The organism is Spiribacter sp. 2438 (assembly GCF_009676705.1).
Lineage (GTDB): Bacteria > Pseudomonadota > Gammaproteobacteria > Nitrococcales > Nitrococcaceae > Spiribacter.
Map to the genome: position 1 here is coordinate 455,597 of NZ_CP046046.1, position 21,317 is coordinate 476,913.

Here is a 21,317-nt window from a genome sequence, read left to right on the forward strand (position 1 = left end):
CACTAAGATGGTGCGCCACTGGCGCGTGCTGTCCATTTTGGTGCTTGCGCTACTGGTTGCCGCCTGCGCCACGTCCCCCACCGGCCGTCAGCAGCTCCATCTGTTCCCCGAGGCGCAGATGCGCAGCATGGGCATTCAGGCTTATTCCCAGATTCGTGAGGAGGAGCCGGTGCTCAGCCGCAGCGAGCAGGTGGAGTATGTGCAGTGCGTCACCGATGCGCTCATCCCCCAGATTCCCGATGAATACCGGGATAAGGAGGAATGGGAGGTCACGGTGTTCGAGAGTGACCAGGTGAACGCCTTTGCCTTGCCCGGCGGCAAGATGGGCGTATATACCGGGCTGCTGGATGTTGCCGAAAATCAGGCCCAGCTGGCGACGGTGATCGGTCATGAAATGGGCCATGTGATGGCCCGTCACGCCAACGAGCGCATGTCCACGGAGTTCGCCACGGTGTTGGGGTTGGGGGCGCTGCAGATTGCCGCCGGCGATGACCCCCGTCGCCGGGAGCAGCTGGCCATACTGGGGGTGGGCGCTCAGGTGGGCATCATTCTGCCGTTCAGCCGCAGCCATGAATCCGAGGCGGATGCCATCGGCCTGGAGCTCATGGCCCGCTCCGGGTTCGACCCCGAGGAGAGCGTCAAGCTGTGGGAGAACATGGCCGAAGCCGGCGGGGCGCAGCCGCCGGAGTTCCTGTCCACTCATCCCTCCCGGGACACTCGCATTGAGGATCTGCGGTCCCGTATGCCGCGGGCCCTGTATTACTACGAACAGGCTCAGGACGCCGGCCGGATACCGGACTGTGATCCGGCCCCGGCGGCTAACTGAAAACGATGGTGCGGTTCCGGTAGACCAGCGTCTGGTGCTGAAGGTGGGCCCAGACGCCCCGGGCCAGCACGAGCTTTTCCAGGTCCTGGCCCTTGCGAACCAGTTCCCCCACCGAGTCGCGATGACTGATGCGGGTGACGTCCTGCTCAATGATCGGGCCGGCGTCCAGGTCTTCGGTGACGTAGTGGCTGGTGGCCCCGATGATTTTCACCCCCCGGGCATGGGCGGCATGGTAGGGCCGTGCCCCGGCGAAGGCGGGCAGAAATGAGTGGTGAATGTTGATCATCTGCTGGGGAAAGGCATCAATCAGGATGGGCGTCACCACCTGCATGTAGCGGGCCAGCACCACCAGGTCCACGCCGTGTTCACGCAGCAGCGCAACTTCCCGGGCTTCCTGCTCGGCCTTGGTCTCCGGCGTGATTTCAAAGCGCTGGAACGGCACGCCGAACTGCTCGGCCACCGGCCGCAGGGTGTCGTGATTACTGATGATGAGCGGGATTTCCACCGACCACTCACCGGACTGCCAGCGGGACAGCAGGTCATACAGGCAATGGGGCATGCGGGAGACGAAAATCGCCATGCGCAGCGGGCGCCGATCATGATGGAGTTGCCAGGTGGCGCCGAAATCCCGGGCGACGGCGGTCTCGAAGGACCCGGCAAAATCGTCGGTATCCAGCCGGAAGCCGGCCAGCTCCCATTTGACCCGCATGAAGAACACGCCCTCGGCGCGGTCCACGTGCTGATCCAGGTCGATGATGTTGGCGCCGTGCCCGGCCAGAAACCGGGTCACGGCGGCCACCAGCCCGGGGCGGTCCGGGCAGTGCATGAGCAGCGTGGCGGTGCGGGCCTCCCGGCTCATCAGCCCGCCAGGCGGCGGTACTTGATGCGCTGCGGGTTCAGGGCATCGTCCCCCAGGCGCTTGCGGCGATCCGCTTCATACTCCTGATAGTTGCCCTCGAACCAGGTGACCTGACTGTCCCCTTCGAACGCCAGAATATGGGTGGCGATGCGGTCCAGGAACCAGCGGTCATGGGAGATCACCATGGCCGAGCCGGGGAAAACCAGCAGTGCTTCCTCAAGCGCCCGCAGGGTTTCCACGTCAAGGTCGTTGGTGGGTTCGTCCAGCAGCAGCAGGTTGCCGCCCCGCTGGAGCAGCTTGGCCAGGTGGACCCGGTTGCGCTCACCACCGGAGAGGTCACCGATGCGTTTCTGCTGATCCTGGCCCTTGAAATTGAACCGGCCGACGTAGGCGCGGGAGTTCACTTCGTACTTGCCCACCTGAAGGATGTCGTGGCCGCCGGAGATTTCCTCCCAGACGGTTTTGCTGCCATCCAAGTGATCGCGGCTCTGATCCACATAGGCCAGATCCACGGTATCCCCCAGCCGCAGCTGTCCGTCATCCGGCGCTTCCTGACCGACGATCATGCGGAACATGGTGGTCTTGCCGGCGCCGTTGGGGCCGATGATGCCGCAGATACCGCCGGCGGGGAGGGTGAAGGACAGGCCGTCCACCAGCAGGGTGTGGTCAAATCCCTTGCGGACGCCATCGGCCTCGACCACCACGTTGCCAAGCCGCGGCCCCGGCGGGATGTAGATCTCGTTGGTCTCGTTACGCTCCTGAAATTCCCGGGACTGCAGCTCGTCGAACTGCTTCAGTCGGGCCTTGCTCTTGGATTGCCGGCCCTTGGGGTTGGAGCGGACCCATTCAAGCTCGGCCTGCATGGCCTTGCGGTGAGCCGCCTGTTCCCGGGCTTCCTGGGCGAGGCGCTGTTCTTTCTGCTCCAGCCAGGAGGAGTAGTTGCCCTGCCAGGGAATGCCGTGACCCCGGTCCAGCTCGAGAATCCATCCAGCGACGTTGTCCAGGAAATAGCGATCATGGGTCACCGCCACCACGGTGCCGGGGAATTCCGCCAGGAAGCGCTCCAGCCAGGCCACGGATTCGGCGTCCAGGTGGTTGGTGGGCTCATCCAGCAGCAGCATGTCGGGGTTGGAGAGCAGCAGCCGGCACAGGGCCACCCGCCGCCGTTCGCCGCCGGACAGCTTGGTGACATCGGCCTCCCAGGGCGGCAGACGCAGGGCCTCGGCAGCCTGATCCAGCTTGCGCTCCAGGTCCCAGGCATCGGCGGCGTCGATTTTGTCCTGGAGCTTGCCCTGCTCGGCCATCAGCGCTTCGAAATCCGCATCCGGATCGGCAAACCGGGCGGACACTTCGTTGAACTGGTCCAGCAGCGCCTTGGTCTCGGCAACGCCTTCTTCGACGTTGCCGCGAACGTCCTTGTCGGCGTCCAGTTCGGGCTCCTGGGGCAGATAGCCGATGTTGATGCCGGGCTGGGGGCGGGCCTCGCCTTCGATGTCGGTGTCCAGCCCGGCCATGATCCGGAGCAGGGTCGACTTGCCCGAGCCATTCAGGCCGAGCACCCCGATCTTGGCGCCGGGAAAAAAGGACAGCGAAATGTCGCGAAGGATGTGTTTTTTGGGCGGGACGACCTTGCCGACCCGATTCATGGTGTAGATATATTGTGCCATCCCGCCAGTTTACGAAGTCCGGGCGGTGGAGAGAAGCCTCAGGCGTTATACAGCACGCGGCCGCACTCGCTCACGTCATAGCCGCCCATGGCCGCGGCGTATTCGCGAAAGCGTGATGTTGCGCGCTTTGATCAAAGGTTACCTACAATTGTCGGCAAAGAGGAGGAGAGTTCCCGGTCATGATCGAGGCCTTAGCCAGTGCCTTCGGCTTGATGCTGACGGGCGATGCCGAGCTGCTGGGCATAGTCCGGCTATCACTGGGCGTGAGTTTGTCAGCCGTTTTCTTTGCCAGCCTGTTGGCTCTGCCCATTGGGGCGGCCGTGGCGCTGTTTCAGTTTCCTGGTCGGAGCGCAGTGATTGTCCTGCTGAATGCCCTGATGGGATTGCCGCCGGTGGTCGCGGGGCTCATGGTCTATCTGCTTCTGTCGCGGGCTGGTCCCCTGGGTGAGCTGGGCTTGCTGTTCACGCCGACGGCCATGGTCATCGTGCAGAGTCTGCTCATTTTTCCCGTCGTCGCGGCACTCACGCGGCAGATCATCAGCGATCTGTGGGTGGAATACCGCGACCAACTCACGTCTCTGGGCGCCGGGCGTCTGCGGGCCATTCCAACCCTGCTCTGGGACGGACGCTACAGCCTGATCACCGCGCTGCTGGCCGGATTCGGCCGGGCAGTGGCTGAAGTGGGTGCCGTGCTGATTGTGGGCGGCAACATCGCCGGCGTCACCCGGGTAATGACCACGGCCATTGCTCTTGAGACCAATAAGGGCAATCTGACGCTGGCCCTCGCCCTCGGCATTATTCTGATGCTGATCACCCTGCTGGTGAATGGGCTGGCCTATGGGCTGGGGGAGTTCTCCCGCCAGCGCTACGGGGGGTGAGGAACATGGCGGATACATGGCCACTGGTGCTGCAGGGGGTGACTTTCGCGCCCCGGGGGCAGCCCCTGCTGGGCCCCATTGACCTGACTCTGGCCGGCTCTGGACGAACGGTCATTGTGGGGCCGAATGGCGCCGGCAAAAGCCTTCTGCTGCGACTCTGCCATGGCCTGCTGGCGCCCAGCACGGGGCGCGTCAGGGCCGGCACATTGGGATCGCCCGAGCAGGTGGTGGTGCGCCGGCGCCAGGCGCTGGTCTTTCAGCGACCGATCATGCTGCGCCGCTCGGTGCTGGCCAACGTGCGCTATCCCCTGCAGGTGCAGGGCCTTGGCCGCCGGCAAAGTCGTCAGCGTGCCCTCGCCGCGCTGGAGCGGGTCGGACTTGTCGAGCTCGCCGGACGCTCGGCGCGGGTGCTTTCGGGTGGCGAACAGCAGCGCCTGGCACTCGCCCGCGCCTGGGTATTGCGCCCCGAGGTGTTGTTCCTTGATGAACCGACCTCGGCCCTGGATCCGGCGACCACCCAGGCCGTCGAGGCGGCCATCCGGCAGTTCGATGAACACGGCACCCGCATTGTGATGGTCACCCACAACCTGGGCCAGGCGCGTCGACTCGGGGACGACTGTCTTTTTCTCGCCGGGGGTCGCCTCGTCGAGCGGGGTCCGGCCGCGAGTCTGCTCACCCATCCCTCGACACCCGAGGCGGTGCGTTTTCTGACGGCCGAACGGGGCACCGAGCCCGTGGTCGCCAATCCTTCATGAATCGCTGGAGGTTGCTTGATAAATCCGAAACTCATTGTCTTGGCAGCGGGCCTGCTGGCCGGTCTGGGGCTCATTTCAGGCGCAACGGCTCAGGAGCGGGGTTTCATTACCATTGCCTCCACGACGTCCATCGAGAATTCGGGGCTGCTCGAGTCGCTCGTGCGGTCGTTCGAGGCAGCCACTGGCATTGAGGTGCGGGTGGTGGCCGTGGGCACGGGGCAAGCCCTGCGCATTGGCTGCAATGGGGATGCCGATGCCGTGCTCGTTCATGCGCCCGCCACAGAGCGTCAGTTCGTTGTGGATGGCTGTGGTGTGGATCGCCGCCAGGTGATGTACAACGACTTCGTGGTCATTGGCCCGGGTGATGATCCCGCGGGCATTGCCGATGCCGAATCGGCTGTCGCGGCCTTCGACCTCATTGCGATGGCTGAGGTCGCGTTCGCTTCACGCGGCGATGACAGCGGCACCCATAAAAAAGAGCTTGAAGTCTGGGCCGAGGCGGGAATCGAGCCGGCTGCCCCCTGGTATCGTGAACTGGGATCCGGCATGGGCGCGGCGCTGAACACGGCGGCGGCCATGGACGCCTATCTTCTGGCAGACCGTGGTACGTGGATCAGCTTTGATAACCGCCAGAACCTCGAGATTCTGTTCGAAGGTGACCCGATCCTGTTCAACCCTTACGGCAGTGTCCTGGTGAACCCCGGACGTCACGATGTTAAGCACGGGATGGCCCTGGAGTGGCACGAGTGGCTGGTTTCCGAGGCTGGGCAGATGGCCATTGGCGAGTATCAGCTGCGGGGTCAGGCCCTGTTCATACCGATGGCCGGTCCTCAATAATGCACGCGGCATGCATGCCCGGGATGAATCCTTTACCATGATTGTAGTTCGCAGGAGCCACCGGTTTGCTGGTGGCTTCTCACATTTGTATTCCAAATGTCACGAGGGATAGGCATGTATTCCAGCAACATGACCGTGGCCGGTTTCGATCCCGAGCTTGCAGCTGCCATTGAGCGGGAGCAGCGTCGCCAGGAGGAGCACATCGAGCTCATCGCCTCCGAGAACTACGCCAGCCCGCGGGTTCTGGAGACTCAGGGTAGCGTGCTCACCAACAAGTACGCCGAAGGCTATCCGGGCAAGCGCTACTACGGGGGTTGCGAGTTTGTTGACGAGGCCGAGCGACTGGCGGTTGAGCGGGCCAAGGCCCTGTTCGGCGCGGCCTATGCCAACGTTCAGCCCCATTCCGGCTCCGGCGCCAACCTGGCGGTGTTCATGGCCCTGGCCAATCCGGGTGACACCCTGCTGGGGCTGAGCCTCGATCACGGCGGGCATCTGACCCACGGTGCCAAGCCGAATTTCTCGGGCAAGCTCTACAACGCGGTGCAGTACGGGCTCGATTCCAGCACCGGCGAAATTGACTACGCCCAGGTCGAGCGGCTGGCCCACGAGCATCAGCCCAAAATCATCGTCGCCGGATTCTCGGCCTATTCCCGCATCATCCACTGGGCGCGCTTTCGGGCGATCGCCGATGCCGTGGGCGCTTACCTGGTGGCGGACATGGCCCATGTGGCGGGGCTGGTGGCGGCCGGGGTCTATCCCAGCCCGGTGCCCTACGCCGATGCGGTGACCACCACCACCCACAAAAGCCTGCGCGGCCCGCGGGGCGGCCTGATCCTGGCTCGGGAAAACCCCGACGTCACCAAGCGCTTCCAGTCACTGATCTTCCCGGGCACCCAGGGTGGGCCGCTCATGCACGTCATCGCCGGCAAGGCGGTTGCCTTCCGGGAGGCCCAGGATCCATCGTTCCGGGTCTATCAGGAAAAGGTCATCGCCAATGCCCGTGCCATGGCGGACGCCGTGATGGAGCGGGGCTACAAAGTGGTATCCGGCGGCACGGACAACCATCTGTTCCTGCTGGATCTGGTGGACAAGGGGATCACGGGCAAGGACGCCGATGCGGCGCTCGAGGACGCCCACATCACGGTGAACAAGAACACCGTCCCCAATGACCCGCAGTCGCCCTTCGTGACGTCGGGTCTGCGCATCGGCACGCCGGCCATTACCACCCGCGGATTCGGTGAGGCGGAGTCCCGGCAGCTCGCCAACTGGATCTGCGACGTGCTCGACAACCTGGAGGATGACGTCGTCCGGGCCCGGGTGCGGGAGCAGGTCACCAACCTGTGCCGGCGCTTCCCGGTGTACGAGGCCCTGCAGGAGGTCAAGGGCGCGGATGCGCTGTCCGTTCTGTCAGGCACATGACACCCGAGTAGTTGACAGCCGGCTAGCCGCCGAAGGCGACCAAGTCCGGCGTCGCCGGGAGTGTGTGGCCTGCGGCGAGCGGTTTACCACCTACGAGTCAGCGGAGTTGGTCATGCCGCGCGTGGTCAAGCGCGACGGCACCCGGGTGCTGTTCGATGAGCATCGGCTGCGGACCGGGATGATGCGGGCCCTGGAGAAACGGCCGGTGGCGACCCCGGCAGTGGAGGCGTCGCTGGCTCGCATCCGCCAGAACATCCAGGCGCTGGGCGAGGGAGAAGTGCCCGCCAGCCAGATCGGCGAATGGGTCATGGAAGAACTCCGCGAACTGGATCAGGTGGCATACGTGCGCTTCGCCTCGGTCTACCGGAGCTTCGAAGACGTCAGCGCCTTCCGTGAGGTGATCGAAGGCCTGGAAGGCCGGACTGCGTCATCCGGGGAGTCCGGAGAAAGCCGGTGATCGACTTCAGCGCGGCGGATCATCGCTGGATGGCACGGGCCCTCAAGCTGGCCGCCCGTGGGCGGCTAACCTGTGATCCCAATCCCCGGGTGGGTTGTGTCCTCGTCCAGGACGGCGAGCCCGTGGCCGAAGGTTGGCATCAGCGGGCCGGGGAGCCCCACGCCGAAGTGCTGGCATTGCGCCAGGCCGGCGATCGCGCCACTGGCGCCACGGCCTACGTCACGCTTGAGCCCTGCAGTCATTACGGCCGAACGCCGCCCTGTGCGGATGCACTGATCGAAGCGGGCATCGCCCGGGTGGTGGTGGGGGCCACCGACCCCAACCCCCGCGTGGCGGGCGCCGGCCTGGAGCGCCTGAAGCAGGCGGGAGTGGCGGTGGCTGCCGGCTTACTGGCGGCGGAGTCCGAGGCCCTCAATCCCGGCTTTTTCCGGCGGATGCGCGATGGTCTCCCCTTCGTTCGGGCCAAGCTGGCCGCCAGCCTTGACGGGCGCACCGCCATGGCGTCGGGGGAGAGCCGCTGGATTACCAGCCCGGAAGCCCGGCGCGACGTCCACGCCCTGCGGGCGGTGAGCAGCGCCATCGTCACCGGCGTGGACACGGTGATCGCCGATGACCCCCGGTTGACGGTGCGGGACATTGACACCGACTTTCTGCCGCCGCAACGGGTGGTGATGGACTCCCGTCTGCGCACTCCGGTGGAGGCCGGCCTCATCGGTGATCAGCGGGGGGTCGTGATCATTCACGGCGGCGAGATGCCCGGCCGGGAATCGGATCTGGTGCATGCCGGCGCCGAGCTCTGGCAGGTACCCATGGGTGAGGATGGCCATGTCAGCCCGCGGGCGGCCCTGGAAACCCTGGCGGAGGCCCAGGTCAACGAGGTGCTGTTGGAAGCAGGCCCGCGATTGACTGGTGCATGGCTGCAGGCCGGGCTGGTCAACGAACTGGTGGTGTACCTGGCGCCGCATCTCATGGGACACGAGGGTCATCCCATGCTGGCCCTGAACGGGTTGTCCAGCATGGCGGATCGGGTGCCCCTGCGACGGGTGGACGAGCGCCATGTGGGCCAGGACTGGCGGCTGACTTTTACGATCAATCAAGACGGAGAGCACTGAATGTTCACGGGGATTATCGAGGCCACCGGGCAACTCCGGGAATCCCGCCACCTGGGCGGTGACCGGCGCCTGCGGGTGGACACCGACGGCCTGGATCTTGCGGCCGTGCGCGTCGGTGACAGCATCGCCGTCAACGGCTGCTGTCTGACCGCGGTGGAGGTGGATGCCAGCGGTTTTGCCGCGGACGTCTCTCTGGAGACTCTGGATTGCACCACCCTGGGGACGCTGGCTCCGGGGGATGCCGTCAACCTGGAAACGGCGCTGACCCTGCAGACGCCGCTGGGCGGGCATCTGGTGAGCGGTCACGTGGACGGTGTCGGCACCGTGGTGCTGCGCGAGCCGGCAGGCCGTTCCGAGCACTGGCGATTTCGCGCGCCGGAGGCGTTGAGCCGCTACATCGCTGCCAAGGGGTCCATTGCCATTGAAGGCATCAGCCTGACCGTCAATGCCGTGGATGGCTGTGAATTTGATGTCAATATCGTGCCGCATACGGCGGCGGTCACCACCCTGGGGCACATTGGAGCCGGGCATCCGGTCAACCTCGAGGTGGACCAGGTAGCCCGATATCTGGAGCGACTGCTGGAAGGCCGCGCCGCCTCGGAGCACGGCGGCGTCAGTGAGGCCCTGCTGCGGCGCAGCGGGTTCATGAGAGAGAGTCACCAATGAGTTTTGATGCCATCGAGGACATCATCGCCGAGCTCCGGGAGGGGCGCATGGTGTTGATGCTCGACGACGAAGATCGGGAGAACGAGGGCGATCTGCTGATGCCGGCCTCCATGGTCCGTCCCGACGATGTCAATTTTATGGCCCGTTACGGCCGCGGTCTGATTTGCCTGACCCTGACCCGGGAGCGCTGCGAGCAGTTGCGTCTGCCTCTTATGGTGAGTGGCTCGGGGGACCATCAGGGCACCAAGTTTACCCTGAGCATCGAGGCGGCCCGGGGCGTGACCACCGGCATTTCGGCCGCCGATCGGGCCCGCACCATTCAGGCGGCGGTGGCGCCTCAGGCGGTGCCGGAGGACCTCATCCAGCCGGGGCACGTGTTCCCGCTGATGGCGGCCCCGGGGGGAGTGCTCACCCGCGCGGGTCACACCGAGGCGGGCTGTGATCTCGCCCGGCTGGCGGGGTTCGAGCCCGCCGCGGTGATCGTGGAAGTCCTCAAGGAGGACGGCACCATGGCCCGGCGGGACGACCTGATGGCGTTCGCCCGCGAACACAATCTTCGAATCGGCACGGTGGCCGATCTGATTGCCTATCGGGTGCGCAACGAGCGCACGGTGGAGCGGGTGGCGGACTGCGAACTGCCCACCGTATATGGCCGCTTTCACCTCTACGCCTATCAGGATCTGGTAGACGGCGCGCTGCATTTCGCCCTGTTGCGGGGGCAGCCCGACCCCGATGTGCCCGCGCTGGTGCGGGTGCAGGTGGAGAACACCCTCTCCGACCTGTTCTCGGCCACGGCACCGGATCAGACCTGGTCATTGCGCCAGGCGCTGGATGAAATCGCGGGTTGTGACGGTGAGCCGGCCTGCCTGGTGATGCTGCGCCAGGCCGACGACCGCGCCGAAGTGCTGGCCCGCATGCGGGAGTTCCAGGCCCTGGCCCAGAGTGGGGAGCTCACCCCGGAACCGCGCGACGCCAGTGCTCAAAGCCAGGCGCTCAGGACCTATGGCGCCGGTGCACAGATCCTCACGGATCTCGGCATTCGGCGGATGCGGGTGCTGTCCTCACCCAAAATCATGTACGGCCTGTCGGGCTTTGGGATGGAAGTGGTCGACTACGTCGACTCCGCCGTTTAATCTGATGGCCTCGATCAACGGAATACACGAAGCATCATGAAAACCCTCGAAGGCGATTTCACCGCCAGCAACGCCCGTATCGCCCTGGTGGCGACCCGCTTCAACGATTTTATCGTCGACTCGCTGATCGGCGGTGCCCGGGATACCCTTCGGCGCCACGGCGTCGCCGACGAAGCGCTGACGCTTATCCGGGTTCCCGGCGCCTGGGAGCTGCCCCTGGTGGCGGACCGGGCCGCGGCCAGTGGCCAATACGACGGCATCGTGGCCCTGGGGTGCGTGATCCGGGGTGGGACGCCGCATTTTGAATACGTGGCGGGCGAGGCCGCCAAGGGGTTGGGTCAGGTCTCACAGCATCGCGGTGTGCCGGTGGCCTTCGGCGTTCTTACCACCGACACCATTGAGCAGGCCATCGAGCGGGCGGGCACCAAAGCCGGGAACAAGGGTGGCGAAGCGGCGCTCTCGCTGCTCGAGATGATCAGCTTACTGCGCCAGCTGTGAGGGCCCGCGAGGCCAACCGCGCCCGCTCCCGGGCGCGCCGTCGTATTCTTCAGGCGCTTTACCAGTGGCAGGTGGCCGGGCAGGACCCGACGGACATTGAGCGTCAGTTCCTGAGCGAACATCGCCTGGGGCGCATGGATCTGGAGTATTTCTCCGAAGTGTTTCTGGCGGTGACCACCCAGGTGGAAACACTGGATGCGGCCTTTGACGGTTTTCTGGATCGGCCCGCCCGAACCCTGGATCCGGTGGAACTGGCCCTGTTGCGACTGGGGACCTACGAGTTGCGGGAGCGCTTCGAAGTGCCTTATCGGGTGTGCATGAACGAGGCGGTGGAGCTGGCGAAGGCCTTCGGCGCCGAACAAAGCCACCGATTCATCAATGGCGTGCTGGATCGTGTCGGCCGGCAAGTCCCGCTGCGCCGCAGCGAGCTGGCCGGGCCACGACGCTGACCCGGAGACGGGGCCATGTCGCCACCGGGTGAATTTTCTCTCATTGATCAGTACCTCACCGGCCTGGGGGCGAGACGTGATGATGTCGCGCTGGGGGTGGGAGACGATGCCGCCATGGTTCAATGCGCCGCGGGTGAGTCGTTGCTGCTGGCGCTGGATACCCTGGTGGAGGGGGTGCATTTTCCCGCCGACTGCCCGGCCCATTGGGTGGGCCATCGGGCGCTGGCCGTCAATCTCAGTGATCTGGCCGCCATGGGCGCCGAGCCCGCCTGGGCGCTGGTGGGGCTAACCCTGCCGGCGGCCGACGAGGCCTGGGTGGCCGGGTTCGCCCGCGGTCTCGACGCGCTGGCAAAACGTCACGGGGTGGCCATCGTCGGCGGCGATGTCACCCGGGGGCCGCTCACCGTAAGTCTTCAGATTACGGGCTACGGGGGCGCCCACGGTTTGCGGCGGGACGGCGCCCGGGCCGGCGATGAACTGTGGGTCTCGGGCCGGCCCGGCGAGGCAGCGGCCGGTCTGCGGATCTGGCAACAGGGAGACCGGCAGAGTCCCCGCTGGCAGGGCCTGCTGGCCGCATTTCTCGAGCCGTCGCCACGGGTGGCGCTGGGACGGCGCCTCCGGGGCATCGCCACGGCGGCCATTGATGTCTCGGATGGTGTGATCGCCGATGCCGGTCACATTGCCCGGGCCAGTGGCGTGGGACTGAGCCTGGACATGCACCAGGTCCGGCCCTCGGCAAGGCTGGTGGCCTGCCTCGGGGGCGACGAGGCGCAGCGTTGCTATCTGGGCGGTGGCGATGATTACGAGCTGCTCTTCACCGCGCCCCCGAGAGCACGGAGCAGTATCCGGCAGGCCGCTCGCGACGCCGCCACCCCGGTTCGATGCATCGGCGAGGCGAGAGTCGGCGATGGCGTCGCTCTTCAGGGCGGCGAGTCGGACTCGCTAATGCCCGCTGGCTATCAACATTTCTCCGCGCCTTGAGAAAGGCGGCCTTGCGGCGAGCATGCAACCAGCGAAAGTCCATGTTAGTTTCAAATCAGCGACGGTCGGGAAAGAAGAGAGCCCATAGGGGCGATTGAGCCATGAATAATTCCGGTCAGCATTCCCAGCAATTCACCAGTCTCCGCCAGTCCTGTGCCGCCTGCGGCCTCAGCGATCTGTGTCTGCCGGTTTCCCTGGATGAGGTGGACACCCGCAAGCTGGATGCCATCGTCGAGCGTCACAAGCCGCTCAAAGGAGGCGAGCACATCTATCGCGCCGATGATTGGTTTCGGGCGGTCTATGCGGTTCGCTCCGGCTCGGTCAAGACTTACACGCTGACCGACCGCGGCGAGGAGCAGATCACCGGTTTTCACTTCCCGGGGGAGCTGGTGGGCCTGGACGCTATCAACAACTGGGTTCACCCCTGCTCGGCCGTGGCACTGGAAACCACCAGCGTCTGCGTCCTGCCTTACGTGCAGCTGGAAAGTCTGGCGGCTGATATTCCCGGCCTGCAGCGAAAGCTCATGCAGCTGATGTCCAGGGAGATTTTTTCGGATCAGGAAATGCTTTTTTCCATGGCCCGTCGAAGCGCCGAGGAGCGTCTGGCCATGCTGCTATTGAATTTCTCCGGCCGTTTTCAGCGCCGGGGGCTGTCGGCGACCCGCTTCCGGCTGCCCATGGCCCGCACCGAGTTGGGCAACTACATCGGTCTTGCCCCCGAGACCATGAGCCGCCTGTTTCGGCGGTTCAGCGAGCAGGGCTGCCTAAAGGCCGAGGGGCGCGAGCTGCAGTTGCTGGATCTGGACAGACTGGTCGACCTGGCGGGCCGGGAGTGCCCGGCCTGCGCCCCCGAGGACCGCCGCGGTGGCAACTGACTACATCATGCCGGTCTGAAGCTTGGCCGCTTCCGACATCATCTCCACACTCCACGGTGGATCGAACACCACCTCGACGTTCACTTCTTCCACGGTGGGAATGAGCTTGATCTTCTCCCGCACGTCGTAGGCGATGATGTCGCCCATGCCGCAGCCGGGGGCGGTGAGGGTCATGTCCACGTCCACCTTCCAGTTGTGGTTTTCGGTGTGGCTGATGTCACAGCGATAGACCAGTCCCAGCTCGACGATGTTGATGGGGATTTCCGGATCGAAGCAGCGCCGCATCTGGTCCCAGACCAGCTGCTCCACGTCCTTCTCCGAGGCGTCGGCCGGCAGTTCCGGGGCCGGCTCCGGCTCCTTGCCGATGGCGTCGGCGTCCTTGCCGTCGATGCGGAATAGATTGCCCTGGATATAAACGGTATAGCTGCCCCCCAGCGCCTGGGTGATCATGCCCTCCGCACCCTTGGGGATCACGCCGGTGTCGCCGGCCGGAATGAGCGCGGCGTCACAGTCCCGCTCGAAAACCACCGGTTCGTTGCTCTGCATTGCCATGGTCAGTGCTCCGCGTGTGAAGACCTCGCCGATTGATAGCAAGAGGATATCACCGCCACTGCCGTTGTCTGAATGGGGAAGAATCCTAATCCCCGTTGCGTTACCATATGTGGGGAATTTTTAGCCAGGAGGCTATGACATGAGTGAAAACGTCCACCATCTCTCGCCGCTGCTGCGCCAGTCCAGTGACATTCTGGTGGAGCGCGCCCAAGGCATGTACGTCTACTCCGAGGACGGCGGGAAGTACATGGACTTCGCCTCGGGCATTGGAGTGCTCAGCACCGGCCATTGCCACCCGCGGGTGGTGGAAGCCGCCAAGGCCCAGATTGACAAGGTGGTGCACGCCCAGTACGCCATCATGAAGCACCGCCCGATTCTGGAGCTCTCCGATCGGCTGGTTGAACTGCTGCCCGATCACATCGACAGCGTGTTCTTCTCGAATGCCGGTACCGAGGCGGTGGAGGCGTCCATCCGACTGGCCCGTCAGGCCACCGGCAAGCCCAACATCATCGCCTTCCGGGGTTGCTTCCACGGCCGGACCATGGGCTCGCTGGCCACCACCAGTTCCAGCGCCGCGGTCCGTCAGGGCGTGCAGCCGCTGATGGGCGGTGTGGTCACGGCGCCGTTCCCGGACACGAACTGGTATGGCATGAGCCAGGACGAAGCCGCTGAATTCTGCCTGCGCGAGCTGGACTACATTCTTCAGGTTCAGAGCGTGCCCATGGAAACCGCGGCGATGTTGATCGAGCCCATTCAGGGTGAGGCTGGCTACATCCCCGCCAACACCAAGTTCATGCAGGGGCTGCAGGAGCGCTGCAACAAGCACGGCATCCTGCTGATCATGGACGAGGTCCAGTCCGGCAACGGCCGCTCCGGGCGGCAGTGGGGTTATGAGCACTTTGATGTTGAGCCGGACGTGGTGGTGTCCGCCAAGGGCGTGGCCAGCGGCTTCCAGCTGTCATTCATGGCCGCCCCGGCGTCGCTGATGAGCAAGGCGCTGCCCGGCTCCCAGGGTGGCACCTACGGCGGCAACGCGGTGGCCTGTGCCGCCGGGCTCGCCACGCTGGATGTCATGCGCGACGAGAAGCTCGTCGACAATGCGGCGGAGCGGGGCGAACAGCTGTGGTCCCGGCTCAAGGACGTGCAGTCCCGGCATCCGGAAATTGGCGCCATCACCGGACAGGGCCTGATGATTGGCACCCACCTGGTGGATGAGCACGGCAAGCCCGATGGCGACCGTGGCGCCCGGATGCTGAAAGCCTGTGAGCATCGCGGGCTGCTGATGATTCGCTGCGGTCCCTGGGGCGGTAACGTGGTGCGCTGGATCCCGCCGCTGATCGTCACCGCCGAGGAAATCGACTGGGCGGTGGAGCAGTTCGAGGCGGCGCTGGTGGAAACCGGCGGTGGTCAGGAAGAGGCCATGCGCAGCACGGGCTAGTTCGGAGCCTGCACTGGCACTGACAAAAAAGCCCGGGTTATCCCGGGCTTTTTTATGGGCGGAGGGGCGCCGGTGGAACCGCGATCAGCCCACCGGCACCGTCTGGGCTTCGGTGAATTCAAACAGCCCTTCCAGGCCCCCCTCACGGCCATAGCCGGATTGCTTCATGCCACCGAAGGGCGCCTCCGGCGTGGGCCCACTGCCGGTGTTCAGGGCGGCGTGGCCGAAGCGCAGACGCTCAATCGCGGCCAGACCCCGGGCTTCGTTGCCGGTGAAGACGTAACAGGCCAGGCCGAAGTCGGTGTCATTGGCCATGCGAATCACCTGGTCGTCGTCGGAGAAGGTGATCACCGGCACCAGCGGGCCGAAGGTTTCTTCGCGGTAGCAGGCGGCGTCCTCGGTGACATTCAGAAGCACCGTGGGCGGATAGAAAGTACCGGGAAGCCCGCTGGCATCGCCGCGATAGACTTCCCGGGCTCCCTTGCCCAGCGCGTCGTCAACGTGCCGTGCCACCTTGGCCACGGCGTTTTCGTCAATGAGTGGTCCCAGGGTGGTGCCGTCCGCCATGCCGTCACCCACTTTCAGGTCCGCCACGCGACGGGCCAGCCGCTCGGCAAAATCATCCGCCACGGCTTCGTGGACGAAAATCCGGTTGGCGCAGACACAGGTCTGGCCACCACCCCGGAATTTGTTGCCCATGAGCTGGTCGGCGGCATGATCCAGATCGGCGTCGTCGAACACGATATAGGGAGCGTTACCGCCCAGTTCCAGCGTCAGGCGCTTCACGCCCGGTGCGGCCTGGCGGATCAGCGTCTGTCCCACTTCCGTGGAGCCGGTGAAGCTGATCACCCGCACGGATGGGGCGTCGAACAGGGCCTGGGTGATGGGGCCTGCGGACCCCATGACCAGATTGACCTTGCCCGGGGGCAGGTCCACTTCCCGGTCCAGCAGCGTGAACAGGGCAATCATGGTCAGAGGCGTCTTGGAAGAGGGCTTGATCACGCTGGGGCAGTCGGCGGCGATGGCCGACGAGAGTTTTTTGGCGATCATGCCAATGGGGAAGTTCCAGGGGGTGATCAGCCCCACCACCCCGGCCGGCCGGTGGTGCACTGTCCAGGTGCAGTGCCGCGGCCGCTCCTCCAGGGTCCGCGGTCCGAGGGCGTCGATCTCCCGGGCGGCGTAGCGAAAGAAGCCGGCGGCGTAGTCGGCTTCACCCTGAGCCTCGGCCAGGGGTTTGCCATGTTCCAGACAGAGAATCCGTCCGATCTCCTCGCGATGGTTGGCGATGGCATCGGCGATGGCGGATAGCCATTCCCGGCGCTGCGCCAGGTCGGCGGAGTTCTCGAAGGCCGCCTCGGCGGCCTGGATGGCCCGGACGGTCTCGGCCTCGCCCATGGAGGCCACATCCGCCAGATGGCCATTGTCCACGGGATTGGTGACCGCCAGAGTCCGGCCGCTGTCCGCCGCCGTCCACTCGCCATTGATATAGCCGCCCAGGTGCGGGAGGAGCGGGGATTCGATCATGTTCTACCTCTTTCAGATAGCTGCCGGTTTATTGGCGGGTTACGAAACCCTGGTGTTTGTCCACCAGGTTTTCGAGGGGGTCGCCGTTTCGCCAGCGGTGGTAATTCTCCAGAAACTGTTCGGAGAGCGCGCGCTTCCAGCCGATGAAGTCGCCGGCCATGTGCGCGGAGATATGGACGTTGTCCAGCCCCCAGAGGGGATGGTCCGACGGCAGCGGCTCCTCCTCGAACACATCGAGGGCGGCGCCGTCGATGTCGCCGTTTTCCAGAGCCTGCACCAACGCCTCGGTGCGCACGATCGGGCCGCGGCCGATATTGATCAGGCGCGCCGACGAATGCATGGCATGGAACTCCGCTTCGCCGAACAGTCCCTCGGTGTCTGCGGTCAGCGGGGCGGCAATGACCACGAAGTCATAGTCCGGCAGGATCGACACGAGGTCCGCCTGGGCGTAGATGGCGCCGAAGTCGTCATCCCCCGGCCGCGAGCGGCGACCCACCCCGTCCACCTCCAGGCCGATGGCGCCGCACAGGCCAGCGATGCGTCGCCCAATGGAACCGGCGCCCACCACCAGCACGCTGCGGCCGGCCACCGGCTCGGTCTCGCGGTGCTGCCAGCGACGGGCCTGCTGCAGTGCCCAGTTGCCCGGGAAGTCCTTGCAGAAGGCGATGATCTGGCCGAGCACGTACTCGGCGATGCACTGATCGAAAATGCCGCGGGCGTTGGTGACGGGAATCTCGCTGTCCCTTACCTCGGGAGTCAGCAGGGCATCAACGCCGGCACTGGTGGCGTGGATCCACTGCAGCGCGTCGGCGGCGGGCCAGGCTTCGGTCACCGCGTCGGTGCGGAAGTCCGTGACACAGAGCACCTGGGCGCCGGGCAGCGCCTTTTTGAGGCTGGCGCCGTCTTCGGCGAGCCGGATGTCTGCCTCGCCTTTCAGTCTCTCGAGCCCCTCGGGAAGGCCTTCACCCGGAGCGGTCAGAACAACGACGGTTGGGGACTCGGCAGTCATGGATTCGGCTCCTCTGCGCTGGCCGGAATGCTGCGGACGTTACTCACCCCCGTGCCACCCCGTCAACTGCGCCAGAATGCGCTCTGCAGGGGTTGACCAAGGTTCAGTCCGAGTCTAGCTTCGCAGTGTTGAGTCCTCACCTTTCAGTACCGCAGCAAAAAGGGGAACACCCATGGTGAATCCGGTGGAAATGGATCAGGGTGATCAGGCCGAAGGCCCACTCTTCAGCCCGTCCCTGCAGGCCATCCCCATGCCGGGCATTCGGCGGATGATCAACACCGCCGCCGACATGAATGACGTCATTCATCTGTCCATCGGCCAGCCGGATTTCCCGACGCCCAAGCACATTGTTGACGCGCACATCGAGGCCCTGCAGGACGGCCTCACCGGTTACACCATGGATGCGGGCCTGCCCGAACTGCTGACGGAGCTGGCGCGCTATTACAGTGCCCGCTATGACCGGGACCTCACCGAGGACAATTTTCTGGTGACCACCGGCGCCACCGAGGCCATGTACCTAGCGCTCACGGCCACGGCGGCACCCGGGCGGCAGTTCATTGTCACCGACCCCACCTTCCTGCTTTATGCGCCCCTGATCCGCATGAACGGGGGTGAGGTGAAGTTGATTCCCACGCGGCCAGAGCATGGCCATCAGATTGACCCCCAGGAGGTCATCGATGCCATTGGCATGCGCACCTTTGCCATCGTCCTGAATTCGCCGAGCAACCCCAGTGGCGCGGTCTATCCCCGGGAAACCATTGAAGCCATCGTCCAGGAGGCCGCCTACCGGGGCGTCTACGTGTTCGCCGACGAGGTCTACGATCACATCCTGCTGGATGAGGGGATGGAGTTTCCCAGCGTCATCAATTGCACCTCGGACCTGGACCACGTGATGTCCATTTCGAGCTTCTCCAAGACCTTCAGCATGGCCGGGTTCCGGATCGGCTGGATGATTTCCAGCCAGGGAGCGATCAAGAAACTCCGTCGCTACCACATGTTCACCACCACCGTGGCGAGCACTCCGGCCCAGTGGGCGGGGGTGGCGGCCCTGAAGGGCGACATGGCCTGTGTGGACGAGATGAATGCCGAGTACCGGCGGCGCCGCGATCGGGTGGTGGAGTTGGTCAGTGAGACACCCCACCTGACGGGGTATGTGCCCCAGGGGGCGTTCTACATCTTCCCGTCCCTGCCGCCACGCACCGACGGCACGGATCTGTCCCTGCGGATGCTCGCGGAAACCGGAGTGTGCGTAATTCCGGGCGACGCCTTCGGGGACACCTGCGGCAATGCCATTCGGATCAGTTTTTCCAATTCCATGGAGAACATTGAAGAGGCCTTTGCCCGCATGCAGCCCTGGCTGGCCAAGCAGAAGTTCTGATCAGTCGTCGAGCCAGTGAACCCGATACAGGTCCAGGCGCCGGTCGCGGGCGTTCTGGACCGATCCTTCCGCCCGCAGCTGTTTGATTTTGTCCATGTCCAGATCCACCACCAGGGTCATCTCGGTGTTCGGGGTGGATTCACTGACGATGCCGTCGTGGGGGAAGGCAAAATCCGACGGTGAAAAAACCGCCGCCTGGGCATACTGAATTTCAATGTTCTCCACCCGGGGCAGGTTGCCGACACTGCCGGTGATGGCCACATAGCACTCGTTTTCGATGGCTCGGGCCTGGGCGCAGCGCCGGACCCGCAGATAGGCATTCTTGGTGTCGGTCCAGAAGGGGACGAACAGAATCTGCATGCCCTGATCCGCCAGTAGCCGGCAGGCTTCCGGGAATTCCACGTCGTAGCAGACCAGAATCCCGATCTTGCCCACGTCGGTGTCGAAGGCTCTGAGGGCATCGCCGCCCTGCACCCCCCAGTAGAATCGCTCGTCCGGCGTGGCATGCAGTTTGTAGTGATGGTCCAGGGTGCCGTCCCGGTGACAGAGGTAGGCGACGTTATAGAGAGCGTTGTCCTCGTAGACCGGCATGGAGCCGGCGATGATGTTGATGTTGTAGCTCACCGCCATGCGGCTCATGGCGTCCACGATTTCGCCGGTGTATTGCGCCAGGCCGCGCATCGCCTCCGCCGGGTCATCCTGATTGAACTGGGCCAGCAGCGGGGCGTTGAACAGCTCCGGGAAGAGGATGAAGTCGCAGTGGTAACCCGCCATGGCATCGACGAAGAACTCGATGTTGGACATCAGATCCTCGAAGTTGGTGACCCGGCGCATCTGCCACTGCACGGTGCCCACCCGCACGGTGGACTTGCGACCGCCAATCAGGGAGGTGCGGGCGCTTTCGTAAAAGATGTTGTCCCACTGCAGGAGCGTGGCATAGGCCATGGACTCCTCGTCCTCGGGCAGATAGGCGGTGATCACCCGCCGGACATGGAAATCGTTGGCCAGCTGGAAGGACAGAATGGGGTCGTACAACTCCCGGCGCTTGACCAGGTCGATGTACTCCTCGGGCTTCATGTCATCGGCATGGTCCTGGTAGCCCGGCATGCGACCGCCGGCGACGATGGCCCGCAGGTTCAGGCTGCGACAGAGCTCCTTGCGGGCGTCATAAAGACGACGGCCGAGCCGCATGCCGCGATACTCCGGATCGACGAAAATATCCACGCCGTAGAGCACGTCGCCATTGGGGTCATGGTGGGTGAGGTAGCCGTTGCTGGTGATCTGGTTGTATTTGTGCCGATCGCCGAAGCGATCATAATCCACGATCATGGAGATGGCGCCGGCGATCACCCGCCCGTTGTCTTCGATGCAGATCTGACCTTCGGCAAAGCGATTGATCTGCGCGCTGAACTGTTTGCGGGTCCAGGCGCCGCCGAGGTCCGAGTAGACCTGATCCATGATGTGGCGGACATCCGGGTAGTCGGAAAGCCGCAGATGGCGAAGTTGCAGGCGGTGTTCCTCGCCGGTGGTGTCCTGCTCAATCATGCCCGCAAGGATATCATGGGCCCCGATGACGTCAGAGTGTCTGACCCGTCAGACAAGGAGGCAACGATGTCCGAGCATTTAACCGCCGAACAGCGCCAGACCCTGCGCCACGCCCTGGAGAAGGAAGGTGAGGATCTGCGGGAGGAAATCCGCAGTGAACTGCTGGCCGCCGACCTGCACCGGGCGGAGGACATCGCCGATCGTGTCCGCGACTCCGGCGAAGAGTCGGTGGTGGATCTGCTCGCCGACATCGAGTACGCCGCCATCGATCGGCATGTTCAGGCTCTGCAGGCCAACGAGCGAGCTCAGCAGGCCTGGCACAGCGGGGGGTATGGGATTTGCCTGGATTGCGGCGAGCCCATTCCCTTTGCCCGGCTGGAGGCGTTTCCGTCGGCCGCCCGGTGCGTGAACTGTCAGTCGGCGGTGGAGCGGGCCGACGGCCCGCCTCCGCGCCTCTGA

The 21,317-nt window shown here is 64.8% G+C and carries 22 protein-coding genes; 16 read left to right on the plus strand and 6 right to left on the minus strand.

The features are described 5' to 3' along the window. Nucleotides 1-7: 7 nt before the first annotated feature. Nucleotides 8-826 carry a M48 family metallopeptidase gene (locus GJ672_RS02290; protein ID WP_195759569.1) on the plus strand — a complete coding sequence of 273 codons (819 nt, stop codon included), beginning with the start codon at nt 8-10 and terminating at the stop codon, nt 824-826. On the opposite strand, the gene purU is transcribed toward GJ672_RS02290, so the two are convergent. Together purU and ettA are read right to left on the minus strand one after the other, a co-directional pair. After that, a complete protein-coding gene (gene purU, locus GJ672_RS02295; protein ID WP_154295689.1) occupies nt 819-1,685 on the minus strand; it encodes a formyltetrahydrofolate deformylase in 867 nt (288 codons plus the stop codon). The genes GJ672_RS02290 and purU overlap by 8 nt on opposite strands. After that, the gene (gene ettA / locus GJ672_RS02300) at nt 1,685-3,352 is read right to left on the minus strand and encodes an energy-dependent translational throttle protein EttA (protein ID WP_154295690.1); all 1,668 of its coding nucleotides are present in this window, start codon (nt 3,350-3,352) and stop codon (nt 1,685-1,687) included. Before ettA ends, purU begins: the two co-directional genes overlap by 1 nt. Before the next feature lie 179 nt (nt 3,353-3,531). Here ettA and GJ672_RS02305 point away from each other — a divergent pair, with 179 nt between their 5' ends. The 12 genes from GJ672_RS02305 to fnr all read left to right on the plus strand — a co-directional run bounded on the left by GJ672_RS02305 (nt 3,532) and on the right by fnr (nt 13,412). Beyond that, nucleotides 3,532-4,230, plus strand: a complete 699-nt coding sequence (locus GJ672_RS02305; RefSeq protein ID WP_154295691.1) for an ABC transporter permease — start codon at nt 3,532-3,534, stop codon at nt 4,228-4,230. 5 nt (nt 4,231-4,235) lie between these two features. Then, entirely contained in the window at nt 4,236-4,985 is a 750-nt protein-coding gene (locus tag GJ672_RS02310) for an ATP-binding cassette domain-containing protein (protein WP_154295692.1), read from the plus strand. 15 nt (nt 4,986-5,000) lie between these two features. Continuing rightward, nucleotides 5,001-5,822, plus strand: a complete 822-nt coding sequence (locus GJ672_RS02315; RefSeq protein WP_229381927.1) for a substrate-binding domain-containing protein — start codon at nt 5,001-5,003, stop codon at nt 5,820-5,822. Between the two features lie 114 nt (nt 5,823-5,936). Then, complete coding sequence (glyA, locus tag GJ672_RS02320; RefSeq protein ID WP_154296992.1) at nt 5,937-7,241, plus strand: serine hydroxymethyltransferase; 1,305 nt, start codon at nt 5,937-5,939, stop codon at nt 7,239-7,241. Continuing rightward, the gene (gene nrdR / locus GJ672_RS02325) at nt 7,213-7,698 is read left to right on the plus strand and encodes a transcriptional regulator NrdR (RefSeq protein ID WP_154295693.1); all 486 of its coding nucleotides are present in this window, start codon (nt 7,213-7,215) and stop codon (nt 7,696-7,698) included. The genes glyA and nrdR overlap by 29 nt, the downstream gene beginning before the upstream one ends. A gap of 29 nt (nt 7,699-7,727) precedes the next feature. Continuing rightward, nucleotides 7,728-8,810, plus strand: coding sequence for a bifunctional diaminohydroxyphosphoribosylaminopyrimidine deaminase/5-amino-6-(5-phosphoribosylamino)uracil reductase RibD (gene ribD / locus GJ672_RS02330; RefSeq protein WP_154296993.1), 1,083 nt, complete (start codon nt 7,728-7,730; stop codon nt 8,808-8,810). After that, entirely contained in the window at nt 8,811-9,476 is a 666-nt protein-coding gene (locus tag GJ672_RS02335) for a riboflavin synthase (RefSeq protein WP_154295694.1), read from the plus strand. Further along, nucleotides 9,473-10,609 carry a 3,4-dihydroxy-2-butanone-4-phosphate synthase gene (ribB, locus tag GJ672_RS02340; protein WP_154295695.1) on the plus strand — a complete coding sequence of 379 codons (1,137 nt, stop codon included), beginning with the start codon at nt 9,473-9,475 and terminating at the stop codon, nt 10,607-10,609. Before GJ672_RS02335 ends, ribB begins: the two co-directional genes overlap by 4 nt. Nucleotides 10,610-10,645: 36 nt before the next feature. Beyond that, a complete protein-coding gene (gene ribE / locus GJ672_RS02345; protein ID WP_154295696.1) occupies nt 10,646-11,107 on the plus strand; it encodes a 6,7-dimethyl-8-ribityllumazine synthase in 462 nt (153 codons plus the stop codon). Further along, nucleotides 11,104-11,556, plus strand: a complete 453-nt coding sequence (gene nusB / locus GJ672_RS02350) for a transcription antitermination factor NusB (protein WP_154295697.1) — start codon at nt 11,104-11,106, stop codon at nt 11,554-11,556. The genes ribE and nusB overlap by 4 nt, the downstream gene beginning before the upstream one ends. Nucleotides 11,557-11,571: 15 nt before the next feature. After that, nucleotides 11,572-12,537 carry a thiamine-phosphate kinase gene (gene thiL, locus GJ672_RS02355; RefSeq protein ID WP_154295698.1) on the plus strand — a complete coding sequence of 322 codons (966 nt, stop codon included), beginning with the start codon at nt 11,572-11,574 and terminating at the stop codon, nt 12,535-12,537. A 101-nt stretch (nt 12,538-12,638) separates the two neighbouring features. Continuing rightward, a complete protein-coding gene (gene fnr, locus GJ672_RS02360; RefSeq protein ID WP_154295699.1) occupies nt 12,639-13,412 on the plus strand; it encodes a fumarate/nitrate reduction transcriptional regulator Fnr in 774 nt (257 codons plus the stop codon). Here the strand turns inward: fnr and sufT are convergent, their stop codons facing one another. Continuing rightward, complete coding sequence (gene sufT, locus GJ672_RS02365) at nt 13,413-13,964, minus strand: putative Fe-S cluster assembly protein SufT (protein WP_154295700.1); 552 nt, start codon at nt 13,962-13,964, stop codon at nt 13,413-13,415. A gap of 139 nt (nt 13,965-14,103) precedes the next feature. Here sufT and GJ672_RS02370 point away from each other — a divergent pair, with 139 nt between their 5' ends. Then, nucleotides 14,104-15,402 (plus strand): aspartate aminotransferase family protein, encoded by a 1,299-nt coding sequence (locus GJ672_RS02370; RefSeq protein WP_154295701.1) that lies wholly within the window; start codon nt 14,104-14,106, stop codon nt 15,400-15,402. Nucleotides 15,403-15,486: 84 nt separating this feature from the next. Here the strand turns inward: GJ672_RS02370 and GJ672_RS02375 are convergent, their stop codons facing one another. Both GJ672_RS02375 and GJ672_RS02380 read right to left on the minus strand, forming a co-directional pair. Continuing rightward, nucleotides 15,487-16,926 carry an NAD-dependent succinate-semialdehyde dehydrogenase gene (locus tag GJ672_RS02375; protein ID WP_154295702.1) on the minus strand — a complete coding sequence of 480 codons (1,440 nt, stop codon included), beginning with the start codon at nt 16,924-16,926 and terminating at the stop codon, nt 15,487-15,489. Nucleotides 16,927-16,954: 28 nt separating this feature from the next. Continuing rightward, nucleotides 16,955-17,935, minus strand: coding sequence for a D-2-hydroxyacid dehydrogenase (locus GJ672_RS02380; protein WP_154295703.1), 981 nt, complete (start codon nt 17,933-17,935; stop codon nt 16,955-16,957). A 172-nt stretch (nt 17,936-18,107) separates the two neighbouring features. On the opposite strand from GJ672_RS02380, the gene GJ672_RS02385 reads away from it, so the two are divergent. Continuing rightward, nucleotides 18,108-19,313: a pyridoxal phosphate-dependent aminotransferase gene (locus tag GJ672_RS02385; protein WP_154295704.1), complete on the plus strand. Its 1,206-nt coding sequence runs from the start codon at nt 18,108-18,110 to the stop codon at nt 19,311-19,313. On the opposite strand, the gene GJ672_RS02390 is transcribed toward GJ672_RS02385, so the two are convergent. Continuing rightward, nucleotides 19,314-20,858 (minus strand): bifunctional GNAT family N-acetyltransferase/carbon-nitrogen hydrolase family protein, encoded by a 1,545-nt coding sequence (locus GJ672_RS02390; protein WP_154295705.1) that lies wholly within the window; start codon nt 20,856-20,858, stop codon nt 19,314-19,316. Nucleotides 20,859-20,924: 66 nt separating this feature from the next. Here GJ672_RS02390 and GJ672_RS02395 point away from each other — a divergent pair, with 66 nt between their 5' ends. Then, nucleotides 20,925-21,317, plus strand: a complete 393-nt coding sequence (locus GJ672_RS02395; RefSeq protein ID WP_195759530.1) for a TraR/DksA family transcriptional regulator — start codon at nt 20,925-20,927, stop codon at nt 21,315-21,317.